The organism is Mesorhizobium sp. M0119, from assembly GCF_040322615.1.
GTDB lineage: Bacteria > Pseudomonadota > Alphaproteobacteria > Rhizobiales > Rhizobiaceae > Mesorhizobium.
Genome location: NZ_JAMYTU010000006.1, coordinates 63,058 through 84,406, shown reverse-complemented (window position 1 = coordinate 84,406; position 21,349 = coordinate 63,058). Strand labels below are relative to the sequence as shown.

General features: G+C 63.1%; 20 protein-coding genes and 1 tRNA gene. 5 read left to right on the top strand and 16 right to left on the bottom strand.

What is annotated here, in order from left to right:
* Positions 1–3 precede the first annotated feature (3 nt).
* From NKJ40_RS08220 to rsfS, 8 genes are all read right to left on the bottom strand, one after another.
* The gene (locus tag NKJ40_RS08220; protein WP_352465786.1) at positions 4–1,332 is read right to left on the bottom strand and encodes a D-amino acid dehydrogenase; all 1,329 of its coding nucleotides are present in this window, start codon (positions 1,330–1,332) and stop codon (positions 4–6) included.
* 66 nt (positions 1,333–1,398) lie between these two features.
* A complete protein-coding gene (alr, locus tag NKJ40_RS08215; protein WP_352465655.1) occupies positions 1,399–2,580 on the bottom strand; it encodes an alanine racemase in 1,182 nt (393 codons plus the stop codon).
* 29 nt (positions 2,581–2,609) lie between these two features.
* Positions 2,610–3,131: an RNA pyrophosphohydrolase gene (locus NKJ40_RS08210; RefSeq protein WP_352465654.1), complete on the bottom strand. Its 522-nt coding sequence runs from the start codon at positions 3,129–3,131 to the stop codon at positions 2,610–2,612.
* 1 nt (position 3,132) lies between these two features.
* Positions 3,133–4,332: a divergent polysaccharide deacetylase family protein gene (locus tag NKJ40_RS08205; protein WP_352465653.1), complete on the bottom strand. Its 1,200-nt coding sequence runs from the start codon at positions 4,330–4,332 to the stop codon at positions 3,133–3,135.
* A 199-nt stretch (positions 4,333–4,531) separates the two neighbouring features.
* On the bottom strand, positions 4,532–5,857 hold the full coding sequence (locus NKJ40_RS08200) for a S41 family peptidase (RefSeq protein ID WP_023719673.1): 1,326 nt from the start codon (positions 5,855–5,857) through the stop codon (positions 4,532–4,534).
* Positions 5,858–7,201, bottom strand: coding sequence for a murein hydrolase activator EnvC family protein (locus tag NKJ40_RS08195; protein WP_352465652.1), 1,344 nt, complete (start codon positions 7,199–7,201; stop codon positions 5,858–5,860). It abuts the gene before it with no gap.
* A gap of 151 nt (positions 7,202–7,352) precedes the next feature.
* Positions 7,353–7,835 carry a 23S rRNA (pseudouridine(1915)-N(3))-methyltransferase RlmH gene (gene rlmH, locus NKJ40_RS08190; protein ID WP_352465651.1) on the bottom strand — a complete coding sequence of 161 codons (483 nt, stop codon included), beginning with the start codon at positions 7,833–7,835 and terminating at the stop codon, positions 7,353–7,355.
* Positions 7,836–7,896: 61 nt separating this feature from the next.
* Positions 7,897–8,274 carry a ribosome silencing factor gene (gene rsfS / locus NKJ40_RS08185; RefSeq protein ID WP_023678068.1) on the bottom strand — a complete coding sequence of 126 codons (378 nt, stop codon included), beginning with the start codon at positions 8,272–8,274 and terminating at the stop codon, positions 7,897–7,899.
* Between the two features lie 239 nt (positions 8,275–8,513).
* Here rsfS and NKJ40_RS08180 point away from each other — a divergent pair, with 239 nt between their 5' ends.
* Positions 8,514–9,371 (top strand): mechanosensitive ion channel family protein, encoded by an 858-nt coding sequence (locus NKJ40_RS08180; RefSeq protein ID WP_352465650.1) that lies wholly within the window; start codon positions 8,514–8,516, stop codon positions 9,369–9,371.
* 26 nt (positions 9,372–9,397) lie between these two features.
* On the opposite strand, the gene NKJ40_RS08175 is transcribed toward NKJ40_RS08180, so the two are convergent.
* The 3 genes from NKJ40_RS08175 to NKJ40_RS08165 form a co-directional block, all read right to left on the bottom strand.
* A complete protein-coding gene (locus tag NKJ40_RS08175) occupies positions 9,398–10,687 on the bottom strand; it encodes an MFS transporter (RefSeq protein WP_352465649.1) in 1,290 nt (429 codons plus the stop codon).
* 74 nt (positions 10,688–10,761) lie between these two features.
* Positions 10,762–11,349: a nicotinate-nucleotide adenylyltransferase gene (locus tag NKJ40_RS08170; protein WP_352465785.1), complete on the bottom strand. Its 588-nt coding sequence runs from the start codon at positions 11,347–11,349 to the stop codon at positions 10,762–10,764.
* 250 nt (positions 11,350–11,599) lie between these two features.
* The gene (locus tag NKJ40_RS08165; RefSeq protein WP_352465648.1) at positions 11,600–12,880 is read right to left on the bottom strand and encodes a glutamate-5-semialdehyde dehydrogenase; all 1,281 of its coding nucleotides are present in this window, start codon (positions 12,878–12,880) and stop codon (positions 11,600–11,602) included.
* A gap of 77 nt (positions 12,881–12,957) precedes the next feature.
* On the opposite strand from NKJ40_RS08165, the gene NKJ40_RS08160 reads away from it, so the two are divergent.
* Positions 12,958–13,446 (top strand): hypothetical protein, encoded by a 489-nt coding sequence (locus NKJ40_RS08160; RefSeq protein ID WP_352465647.1) that lies wholly within the window; start codon positions 12,958–12,960, stop codon positions 13,444–13,446.
* 7 nt (positions 13,447–13,453) lie between these two features.
* On the opposite strand, the gene proB is transcribed toward NKJ40_RS08160, so the two are convergent.
* On the bottom strand, positions 13,454–14,599 hold the full coding sequence (gene proB, locus NKJ40_RS08155) for a glutamate 5-kinase (RefSeq protein WP_352465646.1): 1,146 nt from the start codon (positions 14,597–14,599) through the stop codon (positions 13,454–13,456).
* A gap of 2 nt (positions 14,600–14,601) precedes the next feature.
* Positions 14,602–15,633, bottom strand: coding sequence for a GTPase ObgE (gene obgE, locus NKJ40_RS08150; RefSeq protein ID WP_352465645.1), 1,032 nt, complete (start codon positions 15,631–15,633; stop codon positions 14,602–14,604).
* Positions 15,634–15,804: 171 nt separating this feature from the next.
* Here obgE and NKJ40_RS08145 point away from each other — a divergent pair, with 171 nt between their 5' ends.
* Positions 15,805–16,674 (top strand): endonuclease/exonuclease/phosphatase family protein, encoded by an 870-nt coding sequence (locus tag NKJ40_RS08145; RefSeq protein WP_352465644.1) that lies wholly within the window; start codon positions 15,805–15,807, stop codon positions 16,672–16,674.
* A 10-nt stretch (positions 16,675–16,684) separates the two neighbouring features.
* Here the strand turns inward: NKJ40_RS08145 and NKJ40_RS08140 are convergent, their stop codons facing one another.
* The 3 genes from NKJ40_RS08140 to NKJ40_RS08130 form a co-directional block, all read right to left on the bottom strand.
* Complete coding sequence (locus NKJ40_RS08140; protein ID WP_254820471.1) at positions 16,685–17,272, bottom strand: GNAT family N-acetyltransferase; 588 nt, start codon at positions 17,270–17,272, stop codon at positions 16,685–16,687.
* Positions 17,273–17,389: 117 nt separating this feature from the next.
* On the bottom strand, positions 17,390–17,659 hold the full coding sequence (gene rpmA, locus NKJ40_RS08135) for a 50S ribosomal protein L27 (protein ID WP_023678077.1): 270 nt from the start codon (positions 17,657–17,659) through the stop codon (positions 17,390–17,392).
* Between the two features lie 97 nt (positions 17,660–17,756).
* Entirely contained in the window at positions 17,757–18,464 is a 708-nt protein-coding gene (locus NKJ40_RS08130; protein WP_352465643.1) for a 50S ribosomal protein L21, read from the bottom strand.
* A 338-nt stretch (positions 18,465–18,802) separates the two neighbouring features.
* On the opposite strand from NKJ40_RS08130, the gene NKJ40_RS08125 reads away from it, so the two are divergent.
* Both NKJ40_RS08125 and NKJ40_RS08120 read left to right on the top strand, forming a co-directional pair.
* A tRNA-Ser gene (locus NKJ40_RS08125) sits at positions 18,803–18,892 on the top strand.
* Positions 18,893–19,005: 113 nt separating this feature from the next.
* Positions 19,006–19,980, top strand: a complete 975-nt coding sequence (locus NKJ40_RS08120; protein WP_352465642.1) for a hypothetical protein — start codon at positions 19,006–19,008, stop codon at positions 19,978–19,980.
* Positions 19,981–21,349 lie beyond the last annotated feature (1,369 nt).

Genomic DNA, 21,349 nt, shown 5'->3' with positions numbered 1-21,349 from the left:
GTCTTACTTGGCGTATCGTCCCGGCCCGAGATCGCCGACGTCGATGTCGGGCACCCGGCTGGAGATGATGTCGGCCAGAACCTTGGCCGAGCCGCAGGCCATGGTCCAGCCGAGTGTGCCATGGCCGGTGTTGAGATAGAGATTGGAGAAATCGGTGCGGCCGATGAGCGGCGGCCCGTCCGGTGTCATCGGCCGCAGCCCGCACCAGAAGGTCGCCGATCGCATGTCGCCGCTGCCCGGGAACAGGTCGCCGACCGAATGTTCGAGCGTGCGCCGCCGCGATTCGTGCAGCCGCAGGTCGAAGCCGGAAATCTCCGCCGTGCCGCCAACCCGGATACGGTCGCCGAGCCTCGTGATCGCTACCTTGTAGCTCTCGTCCATCACGGTCGAGACCGGTGCGGCGGCGGCGTCCTTGATTGGCAAGGTGATCGAATAGCCCTTGACCGGGTAGACCGGGATGGGCCGCTTCAGCATGCGCATGAACCGCGCCGAATAGCTGCCCATCGCCATCACATAGGCATCAGCGACCATCCAGCCCTTGCTGGTGCTGATATTGGTGATGCGATCGCGCTTCTTGACGACGCGCCGTATCTCCGTGTCGTATTCGAAAGTGACGCCGCGTGCCGCGCAAAGCTCGGCAAGCCTGTCGGTGAACATCTTGCAGTCGCCGGTTTCGTCGCCGGGCAACCGCAGGCCACCGACGAATTTTTCGCGCACGCCGGCCAGCCCAGGCTCGGCCGCAATGCAGCCGTCGGGGTCGAGGACCTCGTAGGGGACGCCATAGGTCTTCAGCACCTCGACATCGCCGCCGACGCCGTCGAGCTGCTTTTGCGTTCGGAAGAGCTGCAGCGTGCCCTTGGCGCGCTCGTCATAGGCGATGCCGGTCGCCGCGCGCAGCGCCTTCAGCGTGTCGCGGCTGTACTCGGCCAGCGGCACCATGCGCGCCTTGTTCAGCGCGTAGCGTTCAGCCGTGCAATTGCGCAGCATCTTGACCAGCCATATCCACATATGCGGATCGAGGGCCGGTCGCACCACCAGTGGACCGTGCTTCATCAAAAGCCATTTGATGGCCTTCAGCGGAACGCCGGGCCCGGCCCAAGGCGACGCATAGCCGGGCGAGATCTCGCCGGCATTGGCAAAGCTGGTTTCCAGCGCCGGGCCTTTCTGGCGATCGATCACGGTCACCTGATGGCCGGCCTCGGCAAGAAAATAGGCGGTGGTGACCCCGATCACGCCGCCGCCCAGCACGAAGATCTTCATCGTTTGGTTCTCCGCAGCGGCATCTCGTCGGGATTCGAGACCAGGATCATCGCCGCCTTCTGTCTGCCGGATTCTGTGGCGTCAGCCAAGGCCCGATGCTTAGGGAAAAGACATGCGTGAGGACGACAAGCTTGCGTCCTAGCCATTCACATAGCGCCGGTGGAAACGGTGGCCGAGGCTGGTCAAGACCTCGTAGCCGATGGTGCCGGCCTGGCCGGCTACCTGGTCCACCGTCTGCGACGACGGCCCGATGAGTTCGACGAGGTCGCCGGCATGCAGCCTGCCGGGCGGCAATGCGGAAATGTCGAGGATGATCGAATCCATCGAAACCCGGCCGATGAAGGGCAGCCGCACATTTTCGAACCAGGCGGAGGAAGCGGCGCGTCGATGCCAGCCATCGCCATAGCCGAGCGAAATGGTCGCCGCGGCAAGCGGAGCCTTGGTGTGGAAAGTGTGACCGTAGCCGACACCGGCGCCGGCCTCCAGCATTCGCGTCTGGATGACCTTGGCCTGCAATCGCACCACCGGCAGCATCGGATTGTCCTTCGCCGGCGTCGGATTGATGCCATAGAGAGCGGCACCCGGACGGACGAGGTCGTAGTGATAGCGCTGCCCGAGAAAAATGCCCGATGAATTGGCAAGCGAAGCCGACGCCTCCGGCAGCATCAGGCGCAGCCGTTCGAATTCCAGCCGCTGCCGCTCGTTGGCCGGTTGCTCGGGTTCGTCGGCGCAGGCGAGATGGCTCATCACGAATGTCAGTTCGACACCGTCGAAGCCCTGCGGATCCCGCGCCACGGCTTTCACCTCGGACGGCGTCATGCCGAGCCGCGACATGCCGCTGTCGATCTGGACGGCGGCCGGCAACTTACGGCCCACCCGCCCGGCCATCTCGCGCCATGCCGCGAGTTGGCTGGCGCTGTTGACGACGGTGCAAAGCCCTGCCGCAACCGCTTCCGTTTCCGCACCCGGCGGAATGCCGTTCAGCACATAAATGGCCGGGTCTGAGCCGAGCGCCTTGCGCAGCAAGATGCCGCCGGCCAAATGCGCAACAAAGAAAATGTTACAGCCCTCAGCCATCAGCGCCGCGGCCACCGGTGCCGCGCCAATCCCGTAACCGTCGGCCTTGACCACTCCAGCGCAGCCGACGCCGCCCAGCCGCGCCTTCAGCCGCCGGTAATTCTCACGGACGGCGCCGAGATCGATGGTCAGGATCGCCCCCGCCGCCGATTCGCTGATCGGCTCGCTCGGGGCGCCGGCCTGCGGTAGAGCGACGGTCTGCGGAAGAGATTCGCTGGATTTCCTGGAGGAGATGTCGTTCATGCCGACCTGTTTTAACGGAAGGCCGGCGGCTACGCCACCAGGTGCCGGAACGCTGCCACCACGTCTTCGTAGACCTTGCGCTTGAACGGCACGATCAGGTCCGGCAATTCCAGCATCGGCCGCCACGCCCACCGGTCGAACTCGGCCTTGTGGCCACCGGGTGGCGGATTGATCGCGATCTCGCTTTCGTCGCCGTGGAAACGGAAGGCAAACCATTTCTGCGTCTGGCCGCGATATCGTCCCTTGAAGGCGACGCCGACCAGATGCGCCGGCAGATCGTAGTTGATCCAGTGCGGCGCCTCGGCTAGCAGCGACACCGAGCGCATGCCGGTCTCTTCGTAGAGCTCACGCGCCGCCGCCAGCAGCGGCTCCTCGCCATCGTCGATGCCGCCCTGCGGCATCTGCCAGAGCTGCGTCGTTCCCGCGAACTCGCTGTCCGGCTCGGCAATGCGATGACCAACCCAGACCAGGCCGTCGCCATTGAGGACCATCACCCCTACGCAGGGCCGGTAGGGCAGCGTCTCGGGGTCAACGAGCTTGTTCTTTGCCATCTCAGCCTTTTTCCGGATCTATCGCCACCGCCGAAATCGGCACGATCTCGATGCCGCGCTTCTTGGCCTCGGTCACCCAGGACGACACGGTATCCACCGTCAGGTCAAAGGCCGAGCCGATGCCGACGGCAAAGCCTTTCGCTCGCGCCGTCGCTTCCAGCCCATCCAGTTTCTTCAATATGGCGCCGCGGTCCTGTACCGCGTCGATCGCCGTATCACCGCCGACGAACGGCACGCCGTCCTTCAGCGCCAGTTCGGGTGCCAGGCTGCGCGCCGACGAACCGTCGTCGACATAGGCCAGACCACGCTTGCCAAGCTCGGCCATCAACGGCCCCATCGCCGTCGCGTCGGCCGAAAAGCGGGCGCCCATATAGTTCATGACGCCGGTGTAGTTGGTCGTTCGTGACAGCGCCCAGCGTAAATTCTTCAAATTCTCATCCGGCGTTGCAGCCACGGTCAGCGTGTTACGGCCGGGATTGACGTTCGGATAGTCGAACGGCTCGAGCGGCACCTGCATGATGACCTCATGGCCGCTCTGCCGCGCCACCTGCATCCAGCGGCCGATGCTGTTGCCTTGCGGCGCGAAGGCCAGTGTCACTTCCGCCGGCAGCTTGGCGATGGCTGCCTGCGTGCCGGTCTGCGACACGGCAAGCCCGCCGATGACGAGCGCCACGCGTGCGCCGCGAGCCCCCGACCACGGCCGCGCATAGACATCGAACGGGCGCCGGCCGTCGGCGGCGCGGATCGGCAGCAGACCGGTCTCGCTGGCCTCGACCAGCGCCTTGTCGGGAATGTGCGCGATCCTGAGATTCTGGCCGATCGTCGAAGGGTCGCGAATGACGATGGCTGCCTCGGGTGGACCGTCGCCCTCTTCGGTCTGGACATGGATGATCTGCGGACCGCCCGCCTTCGGCCCGCTTATGTTGGCGCCACTTGCGTTGCTTGGCGCTGCCAAGTCGGGCGTCGCCTTGGCCGACGCCACGGCGGTATCCGCCGCCGCCGGCGTCTTCGGCGTCGAAACGGCTACTTCTTGCAGCTTCCGGAACGGCTTGTCTCGCAGGGCGATCGCGCTGGAGACGCCGACCACGGACAGCACAACAAGCGCGGCCGCGACCGCACCGGCGCTGATCCCGCTGCCTGAGCGCGGCGGCCGGATCGCCTGTCCGAGAGGTCGTTCTATGTCCTTGCCGATATCAGCCAAGCCCGCACCCCCGGCGTGCATCCCCGAAGTAAACCTTCTCCGGAGGCGCAAAATCCAAAATGTCGGCGCGTCCCCTTGCTTCACTGACGCGCAGCATGCCGGCCGCAGCCCCGAATCAAACTGCCGGAGCCTCGCGGCCCCGGCAGCATCGCATCGCTTCGCTCAGGCAGCCAGACCTGTTTGGCCCGGCTTGCCGCCCTTACTGGTTCAACACGGCCTTTTGCGGATTCGGCGGGAACGCCGGATCCGTCTTCTGGCCGCGCAGCAGCTGCTCGGCATAGATGAGCTGCAAATCGTCCTTCGGTTCCGGCGGCACATAGGCTGCCGAACCCGAACCGGTCGTGCCTTCGTCGGCGCCCTTGATGTGGCCCTTGAGGTCGGATTCGCCGCGCGTCAGGTCCCTGCCCTGCAGTTCCGCCGGCAGCGGTTGGTCGACCTTGATGTCGGGCGTGATACCCTTGCCCTGGATCGACTTGCCGGACGGCGTGTAATAGAGCGCCGTCGTCAGCCGCAGCGCCCCGTTCTCACCAAGTGGGATGATGGTCTGCACTGAACCCTTGCCGAAGGATTGCGTGCCGACCACCGTGGCGCGGCGCAGATCCTGCAGCGCGCCGGCAACGATTTCCGATGCACTGGCCGAGCCGCCATTGACGAGCACGATCAGCGGCTTGCCGCCGATGTCATCGCCGGCGCGCGCGTCGAAGCGGGTCACGTCCTTCGGATCGCGGCCGCGCGTCGAGACGATCTCGCCACGGTCGAGGAAGGCATCCGAAACGCTCACCGCCTGGTCGAGCAAACCGCCCGGATTGAGGCGCAGGTCGAGCACATAGCCCTTGAGCTTGTCGTTCGGCACCTGCTTCTTGATGGTGTCGATGGCATTCTCGAGATCGTCATAGGTCTTTTCGGTAAAGGAGGTGATCTTCATGTACCCGATGTCGTTTTCGACCCGGAACTTGACCGCCTTGACCTTGATGATGTCGCGCACCACCGTCAGTTCGATCGGCTTGTCGGCGCCCTGGCGCAGGATGGTGAGCTTGATCGGCGTGTTGACCAGCCCGCGCATCTTCTCGACGGCGTCGTTGAGCGTCAGGCCGCGGACCTCCTCGCCGTCGATCTTGGCGATATAGTCGCCGGCGAGCACACCAGCCTTGGCGGCCGGCGTATCGTCGATCGGCGTGATCACCTTGACCAGATCGTTTTCCATGGTGACCTCGATGCCGAGGCCGCCGAACTCGCCCTTGGTTTGCACGCGCATGTCCTGCGCTTCTTCGGCGTTCATGTAGGAGGAGTGCGGGTCGAGCGAGGACAGCATGCCGTTAATGGCATTTTCAACCAGCGACTTGTCGTCGGGCGGCGTCACATAATTCGCCCGCACCCGTTCGAAGATATCGCCGAAGATCGCCAGTTGCTTATAGGTCTCGGAGCCCGCAGCCTTCGCCGTCGAGCCGGGCGCGCCATAGACCAGGCTCATCGCCGATGCACCCATCAGCGCACCGGCAAACAGAAGCGACAGTTTCCGCATCATTCACGTCCTTCCAGAAAAACGGTCCGCCCACCATGGGGCCGGATCGACGGGTTTTCCATCCTTGCGGAACTCGACATAGAGCTCCGGCGTGGCATTTCCATTCTTCGATGCCGAGGTGCTCGCCACCCGGGCCTCTCCCATCGCGCCGACCGGCTCTCCTGCGAGCACCGACTGGCCAGACGCGACGCTGATTCTGCTCATCCCCGCCAGGACGACATGATAGCCGTCACCCGCATTCAGGATCAAGAGTTGACCGTAAGAGCGGAAAGGCCCCGCATAAAGCACATTTCCATCCGCCGGCGCTGTGACGATGGCTCCCGATTGTGTCGCAACCATGTCACCGAGCATCACCGCGCCGTTACCGTCGTTGGCGCCGAAGCGCCGCTTGATCCTGCCGGTGACCGGCAGCGCGATCTGCCCTTGAAGCGCGGAAAACGGCGCGGCAGCGGTGAGCCTGTTGCTCTCCGGCACCGGCAGCGAGGCCAATTCCGTCGGGGCCGGGGTTGATGCCGGGCCCTTGTCGGCGTCCGCCGTCTTTTGCTCGGCTGCCTTGGCCGCATCCGCCGCCTTGCGGGCCCTATCGGCCTCGAGCGAGGCGATCAGTTCTTTCAGGCTGCCGGCCTTGGCCGCCAGCGTCGCGGACCGCTGCTTTTCGGCGGCCAGCGCGGTTTGCGTATCGGCGGCGAGCTTCTGCTTGGCTTCGAGCAGCATGCCGAGCCGCTTTTTTTCCGCCGCCTGCTCGCCGACCGCTGCCGTCAGCCGCGCCCGCTCGGCCGCGCTCGAGGCCGTCACCCGCGACTGCTCCTTGAGGTCGGCCAGCAACATGTCGGTCTGCTGGCGCAGTTCCGGCACCACGGCGCCGAGCAGGATGGCGCTGCGCACCGACGACAATGCGTCCTCCGGCTTGACCAGGATCGCCGGCGGCGGATTGAGCCCCATGCGCTGCAGCGCGCCGAGCACTTCGGCCAGAACGTCGCGTCGGGCAGCCAGTGAGGCGCGGATCTTCTGCTCCTGCGCCTTCAGCCCTTCCAGCTTGCCGCCGATGTCCTCGATGTCCTGGCCGAGCTTCTGCTCGGTCATCGCCGACTGGATCAGCGCTGCGGTGATCGAGGCGTGGTCCTTCTTGACAGCCGCTATGTCGGCGGCAAGCTTGGCCAGCCGCTCGGACGACAGCGTGATCTCTTTCGACACCTTTTCGTATTCGGCGCGGCTCTGGTCCGGATCGGGCGCCAGGTCGAGCGTGTTCTCGGCCCGCGCGAGGCCGAGCGAAAGCGCGATCGCCGCCACGGCGATGCCGCAGCGCACGCGCCAGGAGCCCGTTCGTGATTTCCAGTCTTCAGACATTGAAGCCTAACTCTATGCGCGGCTTCGTTAACGAACCATCAACCATGTTCGAGCCCCCGCCGCCATCCGCAAACCCCATGAGCCCAAACTGTCGATGAGCATTGGGGCAAAAATCCGGGCGGCTGGCGTCAATTCGCCGACCGAGCCGACTTCATGAACGATGGTAGGGGTGACCGGAAAGGATCGTGGCCGCCCTGTAAAGCTGCTCGCCCAGCATCACGCGGACCAGCTGATGCGGCCAGGTCAGCGCGCCGAGCGACACCGTCAGATCAGCCAGGTCGCGCAGCGACTGGTCATGGCCGTCGGCGCCGCCAATGGCGATCACCAGCGCCTTGCGCCCGCCATCGCGCAGCGAGCCCATGCGGCCGGCGAAATCCTCGGAGGAGAGGTTCTTGCCGCGCTCATCCAGCAGCATCAGCGCCGTGCCCGGTTGCAAGTGCGTCTGCAGCTTCTGGCCTTCCTCGCGCCGGCGCTCATTGGCCGTCTGCGCGCGGCCTTCGGCAATCTCGACGATTCCGGCGAATTCGAGGCCTACGGCAGGACCGCTCTTGGCAAAACGCTCGAAATAGCGATCGGCCAACTGCTCCTCGGGGCCGGCTTTCATTCGGCCCACGGCATGAACGGTAATCTTCATCCTTGCCTCGAAGAGCCGCTGATGCATGTCGGACAACGACATGCATCAAGACGAATACGGCTCAGTGGAGGGTCTCCTCCTCGAGATCAGGCGCCTGCCACATCTTTTCGAGATTGTAGAAGTCGCGGACCTCGGGGCGGAAGACATGGACGATGATGTCGCCCGAATCGATCAGGACCCAGTCGGCGCCAGCCAGCCCCTCGACGCGCGCCGTGCCGAGCCCGGCATCCTTGAGCGCCTTGAGGAGATGATCGGCGACAGCCGAGACATGACGGTGCGATCGGCCCGATGCGACGACCATGTAGTCGCCGAGGCTCGATTTTCCCTGAATGTCGATTGAGACGATGTTTTCGGCCTTGGAGTCTTCCAGACTGGCAAGGACTGTCTTGATGGCGCGGGACACGGCGTCGTTTACGCTGATCCCGGCCGGCGAAGGCACGATGTCGGCCTTCTTCCGCAGTGCTGTTCTCAGTGTATTTCCTTTCGCAGCAAGAACAACCAAATCACCTCTGAAATCAGGTGACACTGCTTAGATAGGCAGAGTTAGGTTGCAGTTTCAAGACACCGCTCGCAAGCAGGCACCCGGCAGCAGCCGAATATCCGGCTTTTCGGGCCAGAAATTCGGAACCGCCTCGCCCCGCAGCGGTTATCGGCTCATCCCCGAACCGGAATCCCGACATGCCAATCGATCCCCAGAACGCTCTCCTCACCGTGCAATCCGGCCTTGCGCAGCTCAGCACGCTGATCGTCTCCTACTCGCTTTCGGCGGTCGGCGCCGTCATCCTGCTGGTCATCGGCTACATCGTCGCCGGCCTCGCCGAGCGTTCGATCTATGCCGGCCTCGGCCACGTTCACGGCTTCGACGAAACGCTCCGCCATTTCTTCTCGCAGGTCGTCCGCTACGCCATCCTGGGGCTTGTCGTGATCATGGTTCTCGGCCAGTTCGGCGTGCAGACGGCCTCGATCATTGCCGCTATCGGTGCCGCCGGCCTGGCTATTGGCCTGGCGCTGCAAGGCACGCTGCAGAACATTGCCGCCGGCATCATGCTCCTGGCGCTGCGGCCGTTCCGCATCGGCGAATATGTCGAAGTCGGCGCCATATCCGGTACCGTCGAGGAGATCGGGCTGTTTGCCACAACGCTGAGGACGGTCGAAGGCGTCTACGTGCTTGCACCCAACTCGACCCTGTGGAACCAGCCGGTCCGCAATTTCACCCGCAACGGCGTGCGCCGTGGCGACATCACGCTCAGCATCGGCTCGTGGAACGACATCGATTTCGCGCAAAAGACCATGCTTGGCGTCGCCGCCGCCGACCGGCGCGTCAGGCGGCAGCCGGCGCCGATCGCCTTTGTCGCGACCGTCGGCGACAGCACCGTCGCCATCACCTTGCGCTACTGGACGGCGGCCGCCGATTTCTTCGTCGCCCAGATCGACCTCACCAAGAGCGTCAAGCAGGCATTCGATGCCGAAGGCCTTTCAATTCCGGCGCCGGCGCCGCAAGCGCCTCAGCCGGATGCCTCAGCCACGCGGCAATAGAGCATTTGAAACCAGCTGGAGGGTGTTCAAAGTCCTTCGCGCCGGCGCTGATCTTCGGGCGCGAAGGCGAGATCGACAGGCAACGGCGCCTGCGCCGTCATCGGCGCGAAACTGCCGGTCTCGGTGGCGGGCACCGGCCGCACCACGACGACGCGCCAGAGAACGAACAGGCAATAGGCGGCGGCAATGAGGATCGCCACATAGATGAAGGCTTGCGTGCCGTAGATGGCGGAAAGCCCGGTCACAATGCCGGGCACGACGAAGCCGGATAGCGACCAGGCAAACAAGAGCGAGCTCGACAACGCCACCATGTCGTCCTTGCCGGCGCGGTCGCCGGCATGGGCGCTGGCCAGAGAGTAGATCGATTCCGAGGCGCCGTCCCAGACCACGTAGATGACGAGCAGCGCCACCAGCGCGCCACCGTCGAAACCGAGGGCAAACAGGCCCGCCGCGGTGGCAAGCGCCGACGCCGCGATCAGCACAAAGCGCCGGTCGGTGCGGTCGGAAATCCAGCCGAGCGGGATCTGCAGGATCAGCGTGCCGACCGGCATTGCCGAAAGCAGCAAGGCGACGTCGGCCTGGCTGTAGCCTTTGGCGGTGGCATGGATTGGCGCAAAACCCGAAATCGTCATCGACAGGCCGCCGACGGCAAGCATGCCGGCAACGCCGACCGGCGAGATCCGCCAGGCGCGGCCGAGCGCCACGGACGCCGCTTGCGGCGCCGGCGGCTGCGCGAGCCGCGTCAGCCCGACGGGAAGGATCGACAGCGCGGTGAAGGCAATGCCGATCAGCGGCGCGTCGGCCGTGCGGATATCGATCAACGCCAGTGTCGAATAGCCGGCCCCGAGCCCGGCGACATAGGCAACGTAGAAGATAGCCATGACCCGGCCGCGGATGGCGTTGGCGACGACATCGTTCAGCCAGCTTTGCGCGACGATGAACAGGCCGCATATGGCAAAGCCGTAGAGCGCCCGTGCCGCGATCCATGGCAATGGGTGCGGCCCGGCGCCGACCGCGGCGTTGGACAGCACGATCAGTGCCGACAGCACCATGAACACGCGGGCATGACCGACACGCCGCACTAGCGGCCCGGTCAGGATACAGCCGGCGAGGCCGCCAGCCGAAAGGCCGGTGACGATCAGCCCCGCCCATGTCGGATCGAAGCCCTCGGCGCCGAGCCGGACTGGAATATAGGCGAACATCAGCCCATTACCGACGGCGATCAGCGCCATCGACAAGAGGATGCTGGCAACGGCGATCGACGGCGCCGGCTGCCCTAGACCGTTCTTGTCCTGGTCGCGCTCGAGAATCGTCATGACCGAGGATCGCCCATCAAGCAGATCAAGGCAGCGGCAAAAGCGACATCACCGGTCTTGCCTTCCGTGTTGGCTCAGCCCTTTCCCACCTTGCGGATCGCGCTCGACGACAGCGACGAACGCGGGCCGTGAATGAAGGTCCAGGCCGGCGCGTCCATGCGGGCGAGCCGCGGCGCGTCACCCTCGTCGACGCGGGCATAGTCGAACGTCTTGGCGACCACCGACGACAGGAACGACAGCGTCGCGCCTGGCCGGTCGACCACCGCGATCGGGAAGGTCATGACGATGCGGCGCCAGCGCTGCCAGCGGTGGAAGTCGCGAAGCGAGTCGGCCCCCATGATCCAGACGAAATCGACGCCCGGGTTACGCGCCTTGACCAGCGCCAGCGTGTCGGCGGTGAAGCGGACGCGGTGGGCCGCCTCGAATGCGGTGACCTTGATCTTTGGGTTCTTTGCGATCTTTTCGGATAGCTGCAGCCGCTCGGCCAGCGGCGCCAGGTCTCCGGCATTCTTGAGTGGATTGCCGGGCGTCACCATCCACCACAGCTGATCGAGCGCAAGGCGTCTGAGCGCGATCTCGGCGACCAGCGCATGGCCGGCGTGCGGCGGGTTGAACGAACCGCCGAACAGCCCGACCGCCACGCCTTTCCCGGCATGCGGCATCTTGAGGTAGCGGGAGGATATGGCATGTTCGGACAAGGCAAGCATGCGTCAGGCACCCCCCTCTGCCCTGCCGGGCATCTCCCCCTCAAGGGGGAAGATTGTCAGCTTCAATGACGGCATGAATTCTGCCCGCCCGGCATTTGGCGAAATCCTGAAAGAGAGCTGATCTCCCCCCTTGAGGGGGAGATGTCCGGCAGGACAGAGGGGGGTGGCTGCGCGCACGCCTCTCAGGCTCTGACTGCGAACGGATTCAAGGCCTCACCTGTCCCGACCCGCGCACGCGGTATTTGAACGAGGTCAGTTGCTCGACGCCGACCGGACCGCGCGCATGCATCTTGCCGGTGGCGATGCCGATCTCGGCGCCCATGCCGAACTCGCCGCCATCGGCAAACTGGGTCGAGGCGTTGTGCAGAAGGATCGCCGAATCGATCTCGTTGAAGAACCGTTCGACGGCCTTTGCATCCTCGGCGATGATCGCCTCGGTGTGATGCGAGGAAAACGTCTCGATGTGCTCGATCGCGCCGGCAATGCCGTCGACCAGCTTCACCGCAATGATGGCGTCGAGATATTCGGTCACCCAGTCTGCATCGGTCGCCGGCTGGGCATCGGCATAAAGCCTCAGCACCCCGGCATCGGCATGGATCTCGCAGCCTGCCGCCCGTAGGGCCTCGAGGATCGGCACCAGGTGCGTGCCGGCGACGGCACGGTCGACCAGCAGCGTCTCGGCAGCACCACAGACCCCGGTGCGCCGCATCTTGGCATTGACCGCGATCCTGACCGCCATGTCGAGATCGGCCGATCGGTCGATATAGAGATGGCAGATGCCCTCGAGATGGGCAAACACCGGCACCCGCGCCTCGTTCTGCACACGCTCGACCAGGCTGCGGCCGCCGCGCGGAATGATGACTTCGAGATTGCCGGAAAGCCCTTTCAGCATTTCGCCGACGGCGGCGCGATCGGTGGTCGGCACCAATTGTATGGCATCCTCCGGCAGCCCGGCTGTCTTCAGCCCCTCGACCAGGCAGGCATGGATCGCGGCGGAAGAATTCGCCGAATCCGAGCCGCCACGCAGGATCACCGGATTGCCCGCCTTGAGGCAGAGAGCGCCGGCGTCGGCGGTCACGTTAGGCCGGCTCTCATAGATGACGCCGACGACGCCGAGCGGCGTGCGCACCCGTTCGATATGCAACCCGTTCGGCCGGTCCCATGCGGCAATGACATTGCCGACCGGATCACTGAGGTTTGCGATCTCGCGGATACCGTCGGCCATGGCCCGGATGCGGGCGGGATCGAGCTTCAGCCGGTCCATGAAGGAGGCGGAAAGCCCGGATTCGTGACCATTCGAAACATCGATGGCGTTAGCATCGAGAATGTCCTGCTCACGGGCGATGATGGCGTCGGCCATGGCGAGGAGCGCGGCATTCTTGGCGGCAGTGTTCGCAATGGCCAGCGGTCGGGCGGCAGCGCGCGCCTTGCGGCCTATCCGTGCCATCAAACTGGCTACATCATCGCCTTGGTGTTTGTTCAGCATTTGACCGATCCAGTGAAGCTGGTGGATTTACACGCGGCCAGGCTTCGCGGCAATGGCCGCAAATTTGAGGAAGCAGAATGAAGAGAGTTATAATCCTCGTTGCTCTCGGCGCGATGCTCATACCGACAGGCCTCCGTGCCGCCGACTACTGCGACGACAAGTTTGAACCCGGAGAGAGCCCCGACGGCAAGGCCATGCTTATGGTAAGCTCGATGATGTCCCTCGCACTCGCTGAGCGCTATTGCGGCGCGCCACCGACACCGCTTTCCCAGATCGACGTCGTTGTTGAAGAGTTGCATGGATGTGGGCCGCGCGCTCGGCTTGAGGCGGAATTCAAAAAAAGGATGGAAGAGGAAAAAGGGGCAGAAGCAATGACGACTGACGCGCTCATCCGCGATCTCGTCGTCGAAGACGACAAGGATGTTCCCCAAGCCGAAGTGGATCGACGTGCCAAGGCTGGCATCGAAGCGGAGTTGGGAGGTTGCAGCGAACTTCTGAAGATATACCAGGACTTTCAGGATCGATATCGCAACCCACCCAAATGGCCGCACGAGCCTGACCAGTAGCGCGCCGTCAATGGCGGGCTGCATCTCCGTCAGCCGCGCCGCTCACCACGAGGTCGTCACGGTGGATCATCGCCGAACGCGCTTCGTAGCCGAGCACCGTTTCGATCTCGGTCGTCTTCAGGCCAGCGATCCTTACGGCATCGGCGGCATCATAGGCAACCAGTCCGCGCGCTATCTCGCGGCCCTCGGGCGACAGGATCGCCACCGTGTCGCCACGCGCAAAATTGCCGCTGACCAGCTTAACGCCGGCCGGCAGCAGCGATTTGCCGGAGAGCAGCGCGCCGATGGCGCCGGCGTCGACGGTCAGCCGCCCCGCCGGTTCGAGCTGCCCGGCGATCCAGGTCTTGTAGCCCTTGACCGGATTGGCGCTCGGCCGGAAGAACGTGGCGCGCTCGCCGCGCTCGATTGCCAGCAGCGGCGACAGCCGCGTGCCTGACGTGATGATCATGGCGGTGCCGGCTGCGGTGGCGATCTTGCCGGCGTCGAGCTTGGTGCGCATGCCGCCGCGCGACAATTCCGAAGCGGCGGCGCCCGCCATCGCCTCGATATCGGGGGTGATGCGGTCGACGACCGGAATGAACCGAGCTTGCGGGTCACGCGCGGGCGGTGCCGTGTAGAGCCCGTCAATGTCGGAGAGCAGCACCAGTAGATCGGCGCCCATCATGGTGGCGACGCGCGCCGCCAGCCGGTCATTATCGCCATAACGGATTTCGGAGGTGGCCACCGTGTCGTTCTCGTTGATGACCGGCACCGCCTTCATCTTGAGTAGCGTCGAGATCGTCGCCCGCGCGTTGAGATAACGGCGGCGCTCTTCGGTGTCGCCGAGCGTCAGCAGGATCTGGCCCGATTTCAAGCCATTCTTGCCGAGCGCATCCGACCAGGCGCCGGCCAAGGCGATCTGCCCGACGGCAGCAGCGGCCTGGCTCTCCTCGAGCTTCAGCGCTCGCCTGCCGAGGCCGAGGATGGTGCGGCCAAGTGCAATCGCCCCGGAAGACACGACGAGAATTTCGGCGCCGCCATTGGCCAGCACGGCGATGTCGTCGGCAAGCGAGGCCAGCCAGTCGCGCTTCAGGCCCGCCGTGCGGTCGACAAGCAGCGCCGAGCCGATCTTGACGGCAATGCGCCGATAATTTTTCAGCGATTGCGCGGCCATGGCTATGTGTTCCAGCGCGTCTCGACCGGCGCAGCGACAGCCTCGCGCGCATCGGCCACCACAGCCATCAGCGCGCGCAACACCGCCTCGACGCCTTCGCCGGTGACCGCCGAAAGCAGCATCGGCGCGCGGCCGGCGGCGCGTTTCAGCGAGGCGGCTTTCGTCTTGCGCGCGGCGGCATCGAGTATGTCGACTTGGGAAAGCGCGACGATCTCGACCTTGTCGGTCAGCCCGTTGCCGTAGGCGTCGAGTTCGGCGCGCACGGTCTTGTAGGCCTTGGCCGGATTTTCTTCCTGCGCCGAGACAAGATGCAGAAGGACACGCGTGCGCTCGACATGGCCAAGGAAGCGGTCGCCGATACCGACGCCTTCATGCGCGCCTTCGATCAGGCCCGGAATATCGGCAATGACGAATTCGCGACCGTCGATGCGGGCAACGCCAAGGCCCGGATGCAGCGTGGTGAAGGGATAGTCGGCGATCTTCGGCTTGGCCGCGGTGACCGCCGCCAGGAAGGTCGACTTGCCGGCGTTGGGCAGCCCGACAAGGCCGGCATCGGCGATCAGCTTCAGCCTGAGCCAGATATTGAGCTCTTCGCCCGGCAGTCCGGGATTGGCGCGGCGCGGCGCCTGGTTGGTCGAGGTCTTGAAATGCTGGTTGCCGAAGCCGCCATTGCCGCCCTTGGCCAAAAGAAAGCGCTGGCCGACGACCGTCAGATCGCAGATCAGCGTCTCATTATCCTCGGCAAAGACCTGTGTTCCGGCCGGCACTTTCAGCGTCACGTCGGCACCCTTGGCGCCGGTCATGTTGCGACCCATGCCGTGCGTCCCGGTCTTGGCCTTGAAATGCTGCTGGTAGCGATAGTCGATCAGCGTGTTCAGCCCATCGACCGCCTCGACCCAGACATCGCCGCCGCGGCCGCCATCGCCGCCGTCCGGGCCGCCGAACTCGATGAACTTTTCGCGCCGGAACGACACCGAACCGGCGCCGCCGTCGCCGGAGCGGATGTAGACCTTGGCTTGATCGAGAAATTTCATCGGATTGTATGGTTTCTGTTATTGGCTTTGCGGGATTGCTCTAAACCAAGGCGGGTCGAAGGGCGAGGGCCGTTTTTGCTACTGTAACGTCGCGTGTATCTCTGGACGCGTAGCATTTGGTTGATCCTTGCCGAAAATAGATCCTCGGCTTTTCAAGCGCGAGATGTCGGAATGAAGCTGGTAACTTACAATATCCACTACGGCGTCGGACTCGACAGCCGCTACGATGTCGGCCGTATCGCCGATGCCGTGCGCGGCGCCGACGTGATCGCGCTGCAGGAGGTCACCCGCGCCAACCCGAAGAATGGCGGCCGCGACATGGTGGCCGAGCTCGGCGAGGCGCTGCCCGACTATTTTGCCGTCTACGGCAGCAATTTCGAGGCCGACGCCGGCTCGCGCCTGGAGAACGGCCGTGCCATCACGACCACCTTCCAGCTCGGCAACATGGTGCTGTCGAGGACGCCGATCCATCTGTCGCGCAATCTCCTTTTGCCGCGCAGCCGCAGTTTCGAGGCGATGAACTTCCAGCGCGGCGCGCTGGAGGCGCTGATCGAAACGCCGCTTGGTCCGATCCGCTTCTATTCCACCCATCTCGACCACCGCAGCCCGGTCGAGCGCCTGAGCCAGATCCGCTTTCTGCGCCAGCGCCTGTTGAACTACCCGCTCGAGGGCGGCGGGCTCTCCGGCGTCGCCGAGATCGGCTTGCCGGAGCTGCCTTGTCCCGATGCCTTCGTCGTCATGGGCGACTTCAACATGCTGGCCGGATCGCCGGAACATGTCGAACTCGCCGGCCAGCCTGACCATGAATTCGGCATGCCGGTGACCGCCGACCTCGCCGTCGATGCCGCCGCGCGCCTCGGCGCTGCCGGCGCCGATCTCGTCACCTGGGTCGACCCCAAGCGGCCGGACGATGCCAGCCGCCACAAGTGCATCGATTACATCTTCACCAGCGCTTCGCTTGCCAAATCGCTGAAGCGCCTGTGGGTCGACCGGCAAGCGGCCGGTTCGGACCACCTGCCGGTCTGGCTCGAGATGGCGTGAGCCGCATCCATCAAAAATGCACCCAGTTCCGCAGGCTGGTCCAGGTCTTGCGATCGAGGCGGTAGCGCTCGACCGGCACCTGGCCGGCAACGATCGAATTCAGCATGCCCTGGCCGGCATACTGGAAGCCACATTTGTGGATGACCCGGCGCGAGGCCGGATTGATCACCCGCGTCGAGGCGTGCAGCACCTGGATCGTGGTTCTCTGGAAGGCAAGGTCGACCAGTGCGTGCGCTGCCTCCGTCGCGTAGCCGCGTTTCCAGTACGGCTCGCCGATCCAGTAGCCGAGCTCCAGCCCGCGATCCGTGGTGTTGAGCCCGGCACAGCCGACGAAGGTCTCGGTGCCGGCCAGCGTCAACGCATAGGCGATTCCGGCCCGGCGCGATGCCGTCATGGCCAGGAAAGCGCGTGCCTCGGCCTCGCCATAGGGATGCGGCATGCGGGCCAGCATTTCCGCGACATGGCGGTTGTCGGCGAGCGCCACCAATTGCTCGATGTCGCTTTCACGCGGGGCACGCATGACCAGCCGCTCGGTCGCGAGCACCGGGCAATCTATCGTGTAACTTTCGTCGTCTGAGTCTTCCGCTTCGGCAACCATGTCAAAGTCCTCCAGGCAAGAAAAAAGGGAGATGGAAACCCATCTCCCCTGATCCTTTTCCTGGCTTGGCCAGACACCGGTCCCGAGATGGGTGCCGGTGTTCTCGTGCGGAACCGGCTACTCCGCTGCCTTCGTCATCGGGTTCACCGATACGTAGGTTCGGCCATTGGCTTTTTTGTTGAAGGTGACTGCGCCAGCTTCCAGCGCAAACAGCGTGTGGTCCGTGCCAATGCCGACATTGGTGCCGGGATGCCACGTCGTGCCACGCTGACGAATGATGATGTTGCCCGGAATCACGGCTTCGCCGCCGAACTTCTTCACGCCGAGCCGCTTGGAATGGGAGTCGCGACCATTGCGCGACGATCCGCCAGCTTTCTTGTGTGCCATCTAACTACTCCGATGCGCCGCGAGGCGCCTAAACGATCTTATGAACGCGTTCGCGTTCCGTTTCAAGTCCGATCCGGCGACGATTGCGCCGTTCGTTTTACTTCTTCGCCAATTCCTTGGCCTGCTCGCGCCAGTCCTTGATCTGGTCGGCGCTGAACGGCATGTGCTCGTCGATCTTGGCGACGTCCTTGTCGGACAGCTTGGCGATCTGGGCGAAAGTGGTGATGCCCTGTTCGTTGAGCTGGCCGGCGGCAACCGGACCGATGCCCTTGATCACCGTCAGATCGTCCGGCTCGCCCTTCGGCGCCTTGAACAACGGTGCGGCGGCTTCGGCAGTCTTGTCCTCGGTCGTCTCGGCCTTGGCTTCCTTCTTCGGCGCAGGCTCTGCCTTCGCTGCGGCCTTCGGCGCGGCTTCAGCCTTCGCCTCGGTCTTGGCCGCAACCTCGGCCTTCGCTTCGGTCTTGGCCGCGGCCTTCTTCGCCGGCTTGGCGCCACCCAGCAGGATCTCGGCGATCCTGACGGTGGTCAAAAGCTGGCGATGGCCGATTTTGCGGCGCGAATTCTGCCGGCGGCGCTTCTTGAAGGCGATGACGGTGCGGTTCTTGCCCTGCTCGACGACTTCGGCGGTGACCATCGCACCATCGACGAACGGCGCGCCGAACGTGACGTTCTCGCCCTCGCCATGCGCGAGCACATTGCCGATTTCGACGATATCGCCGACATTGGCTTCGAGTTTTTCGATCTTCAGGAGATCGTTGGCGGCAACGCGATACTGCTTGCCGCCCGTTTTGATGACTGCGAACATTTTTTGCCTTTCGCTGTTCGGTCGGCCTTGATGAACCGCCTCAGGCGGTTCGGCCGTCTTTTTGTCAGTCTGCGGGTTCAAAAAACAAGCGGCGCGGAAGATCCCTCCACGCCGATTGCGCGCTGTCCCTAACCGAAGGTTCGGCTTGAGTCAAGGCAAGCGCCGCGGGCAAGCGGCGAATGAGTTGAGCCCAGTCCGGCAAATATCGAACAGCGGCTACCGGAGCCTTGAAGAAAGCACGAACGGGAACCTGTGGCGCCGGGGCAGATTGGCCCTTGTAACCTGCCTGTCCAGCCGTTATCTAGTGCGCCGCGTCGGCAACGGCGGACCATGACCGCGGAGAGGTGGCAGAGTGGTCGAATGCACCGCACTCGAAATGCGGCATGGGTGCAAGCCCATCGGGGGTTCGAATCCCTCCCTCTCCGCCATGTCGACCGTGGCCGTATAAGTGGCTCATAGTCTTTAGATTTTGCAGAAGCCCAGTCAGCCGGTGCCCCATACAGGTGCCCCAAAATGAACTATTCGAAACTACGGATCGCCGATGACCGCTCCGGAATTTGGAGTCTTTTTGACACTCGCGTGGGAAGAGCTGGAGAAGACAGGCTGGCATTGGTTTTCGTTCCATTTCTTCAACGGTCCTCGGCCTTTTGCTAGGTGCATTATCGAGGCCTGTGGGAGGATCAACGATCACTCGGCCGGAATGGGCACGACACTGTTTCGAGAGCTTCTCAGCATAGGCGGTGTCGATAGGCACCAGCCGCACTACGAACAGCTCATGCAGAAGCTCGCTGAAATTCTGGTGATCGAGCGGATCGTCACTTCTGACTGGCCCGAAGGTACTACTTTTGAACACGAGCCATCCGCTTTTTCCGGCGGACCGCGTCCCGAGCTTCTAGTAGCCTTCCCAGGCGGACGTCTAGTGGTTGAGGTCAAAACGCCTTCCATGTTGAACCATGTTCGACAACGACACGCGAATGGCGCTCAGCTTGCTTATCGGGGCGTTCTCACTCCCGATGATGCCCGAAGGACCGCAGGCCAAGACGGCCTGACGTTGCCACGCGACTACCCTGTTAGAGATTTTTTGGCGGATGCGGATCGAAAGTTTGCCGGATTCAGGGACGGCAATACGGCCTCACTGCTCGTAGTCGTATGGGACGACTTCATCTACGAGCCCATCTCCATACTGGCCAACCAGCGGTCCGGCCTTCTCACGCCGAACACTTTTGAGCGGGACCAAAACGGCGAACCCCGAACCTACCCCAACCTAGACGCCGTCGTTGTCCTTCGACACTTGAACTATTTCATCGAGGGAGCCGCCGAACGTGACCTTATGGATCGCAAGGACGGAATGGATTTCGGTGACGGTCGGGCACTGCCAAATGTCTTTTTTGACGTATCAGGTATCGACCGCATTCCCGTCCACGTGATTGAACGTCTTCGCGCCTATTACTACGACGACCCCGGTTTGCTAGCTATGGCGGAGTACAACATTCAAGACGTGGTTTTTTGGAACTGAGCTGGAAGTCGCGCTCGCCGCAGCCCAGCTACGCCGACATACTGCTGCCAATGGCCGTACTGCGGATTGCGGATGTTCGTGGTACAAGAGTCCGCGTTGACCCTGACCCGCTCCAACGGCGTCGGCATTCCCCACCGCAGATTGGCAAGCTCGCGCTCACCGTCCGGTGCATTGCGGACCACCGGACCGAACTGGTTAAATAGATGTCTATGGACGGCTCAAGGGTGCCTAGGATGCCCCCGCAAGTCCGGGTCCATTGGCGGACAGCTCCTTGCGACGTGGCGATATTGTAGAGGTTGCACATAACGCCCTTAGAGACTGCTCTTGGATCTGATCTCACGCACCCTAGAGGCAGGGACCACCAAGACAGCGTTATCGCTCGTGTAAAAAACGGCGTAACTTGACGTGAACAGAACCAAAACTCCATCATATAGAATGCGATCATCTAGGTAAATAGTTTCTTTGAGGGAAGGTGTGTTCTTGGTGTAAAACCCAAACAGTGCACCACAAGTTGTTAGAAACACAAGCAGAATACCGATGTCGCTAAATATCTTCTCAAATGGCGGAAAAGTCTTTGACGTTTGCAGTTGTTTATCCTGAAAAGGAGTGCAACAAAGAGGAATACAGCCAACGCCTGAGCTATGCGTTCCACGATTCTCGGTTTTCCGGATAGGTAGTCGACATATAACAAAATAACAAAGGAAATTGACACAAGCGTTAGCAGGACAGCGGAGTTTATTATCTTCGATTTCCGCGTTGCATTCTCATCGAATAAAAACAGTACACCAGATAGATAACTGTCAATGAACCAAAAAAAGCCAGTCAAGAATAGAGTAATTACTAGACTAATTTTTACCAAGTCTGTATACTCGACTATCCAGATTAAGCCTCTATTGAAAACTCCTAAATATCCTGTGGTAAACATCGCCGATGATATTATCGCCAAAATGAAGGCAGATGCGGATACGAGGGCGAAATTACTCGTTGTGAAATCCACGGCCTTTTTTATTCTTGATGTTGGCACGTCATTCATTTAAAATAACCCCCAAGAGTTCACCGGCAGCCGGCCCGAAGCATCGGGCGAACCCACGAGTGCCACTCGGCGACGTGCACTCTGTCTCACCTTCCGCGAATTCGCTCGAAGGTCTTGCCACAGTGTGTTGCGCCAGTATCCGAAAGACGCTGGCACGGCTGATGCCCAACGCCGCGACAGTATCGCTAACAGATTTCCCGTCCGCTCGCACCCTCAACACGTCTCCTGCTTTGCGCGGGCCGTTGGTTGCCTCCCAGCATATGCTCTCTGCCTGGGCCTTCGCGATCCCTCGCGTTGCCTCTCAAGCATTTAGCGCTCGTTCGAACTCGGCGATTG

Excerpts from the sequence above, each read along its gene's own strand:
- alr (WP_352465655.1), bottom strand. The coding sequence starts at position 2,580 with ATGAACGACATCTCCTCCAGGAAATCCAGCGAATCTCTTCCGCAGACC.
- NKJ40_RS08210 (WP_352465654.1), bottom strand. The coding sequence starts at position 3,131 with ATGGCAAAGAACAAGCTCGTTGACCCCGAGACGCTGCCCTACCGGCCC.
- NKJ40_RS08200 (WP_023719673.1), bottom strand. The coding sequence starts at position 5,857 with ATGATGCGGAAACTGTCGCTTCTGTTTGCCGGTGCGCTGATGGGTGCA.
- NKJ40_RS08195 (WP_352465652.1), bottom strand. The coding sequence starts at position 7,201 with ATGTCTGAAGACTGGAAATCACGAACGGGCTCCTGGCGCGTGCGCTGC.
- rlmH (WP_352465651.1), bottom strand. The coding sequence starts at position 7,835 with ATGAAGATTACCGTTCATGCCGTGGGCCGAATGAAAGCCGGCCCCGAG.
- NKJ40_RS08180 (WP_352465650.1), top strand. The coding sequence starts at position 8,514 with ATGCCAATCGATCCCCAGAACGCTCTCCTCACCGTGCAATCCGGCCTT.
- NKJ40_RS08175 (WP_352465649.1), bottom strand. The coding sequence starts at position 10,687 with ATGACGATTCTCGAGCGCGACCAGGACAAGAACGGTCTAGGGCAGCCG.
- NKJ40_RS08170 (WP_352465785.1), bottom strand. The coding sequence starts at position 11,349 with ATGCCGCATGCCGGGAAAGGCGTGGCGGTCGGGCTGTTCGGCGGTTCG.
- NKJ40_RS08165 (WP_352465648.1), bottom strand. The coding sequence starts at position 12,880 with ATGCTGAACAAACACCAAGGCGATGATGTAGCCAGTTTGATGGCACGG.
- NKJ40_RS08160 (WP_352465647.1), top strand. The coding sequence starts at position 12,958 with ATGAAGAGAGTTATAATCCTCGTTGCTCTCGGCGCGATGCTCATACCG.
- proB (WP_352465646.1), bottom strand. The coding sequence starts at position 14,599 with ATGGCCGCGCAATCGCTGAAAAATTATCGGCGCATTGCCGTCAAGATC.
- obgE (WP_352465645.1), bottom strand. The coding sequence starts at position 15,633 with ATGAAATTTCTCGATCAAGCCAAGGTCTACATCCGCTCCGGCGACGGC.
- NKJ40_RS08145 (WP_352465644.1), top strand. The coding sequence starts at position 15,805 with ATGAAGCTGGTAACTTACAATATCCACTACGGCGTCGGACTCGACAGC.
- NKJ40_RS08140 (WP_254820471.1), bottom strand. The coding sequence starts at position 17,272 with ATGGTTGCCGAAGCGGAAGACTCAGACGACGAAAGTTACACGATAGAT.
- rpmA (WP_023678077.1), bottom strand. The coding sequence starts at position 17,659 with ATGGCACACAAGAAAGCTGGCGGATCGTCGCGCAATGGTCGCGACTCC.
- NKJ40_RS08130 (WP_352465643.1), bottom strand. The coding sequence starts at position 18,464 with ATGTTCGCAGTCATCAAAACGGGCGGCAAGCAGTATCGCGTTGCCGCC.
- NKJ40_RS08120 (WP_352465642.1), top strand. The coding sequence starts at position 19,006 with ATGACCGCTCCGGAATTTGGAGTCTTTTTGACACTCGCGTGGGAAGAG.